The sequence below is a fragment of the Azospirillum aestuarii genome (genome assembly GCF_016632405.1).
In the GTDB taxonomy this organism is placed as follows: domain Bacteria; phylum Pseudomonadota; class Alphaproteobacteria; order Azospirillales; family Azospirillaceae; genus Azospirillum; species Azospirillum aestuarii.
Genome location: NZ_JAEPIV010000061.1, coordinates 11,066 through 11,721, shown reverse-complemented (window position 1 = coordinate 11,721; position 656 = coordinate 11,066). Strand labels below are relative to the sequence as shown.

Below are 656 nucleotides of genomic sequence, written 5' to 3'. Positions count from 1 at the left end.
TGGTCACCCACCTCGATACGCCGCCCTCCTCAGACCGTCATCACCCAGATTCCAGCATAGCTCCCGTCCAGCCCGAGGTCGAGTTGATCGGCATCGAGCCGTTCGGAGCGCCGCCCGAAGACGGTGCGCTGCATCTGCCGGAGTTGCTGGCGCAGCGCCTCCAGCTCCGCCAAATCAGCCTTCTGGCGCTCCACGACCTCGGCCAGATCGCGCACCAACTGCTGGAGCAGGGCCGGATCGGCGGGCAGTTTGTCGAGGTCGAAGCGCATGGCCAATTGTACCTCGGATCACGGCTCCAGACCAGCCAAGCCCGCGGATTTCCTCAACTTTTCTCCCTATCACCCCGCCACCGTCGGGCGTGAGGCCGGAATGGCGTGGCGCCATTCCAACCCCTCCAGGAGCAGGGACAGTTCCGCCGGCGTCAGCACCACCGTGCCGCCCGGTGTCCGCGTCGTTGGCCAGACAAAGCGCCCCTTTTCCAGCCTTTTGGCGAACAGGCACAGGCCGTTCTGATCGGCGTAGAGAATTTTCACGCGCCCGGCACCTTTCCCCCGGAAGATGTAAAGGTGGCCGCAGAACGGGTCCTTGCCGAGGGCTTGCTGCACCAGCAGCGCCAGCCCATCGAAACCGCGGCGCATGTCGCAGGGTTCCAACGC

1 protein-coding gene and 1 pseudogene are annotated in these 656 nt (G+C 65.2%); both read right to left on the bottom strand.

The annotated features are described in order from the left end of the window. Window positions 1–47: 47 nt before the first annotated feature. Window positions 48–269, bottom strand: a pseudogene (locus JJL56_RS32055) (transposase domain-containing protein); the annotation flags it as partial. A 69-nt stretch (window positions 270–338) separates the two neighbouring features. Beyond that, window positions 339–656: IS66 family insertion sequence element accessory protein TnpB (tnpB, locus tag JJL56_RS32050; RefSeq protein ID WP_425599162.1), on the bottom strand; the 318-nt coding region annotated here is incomplete at its 5' end.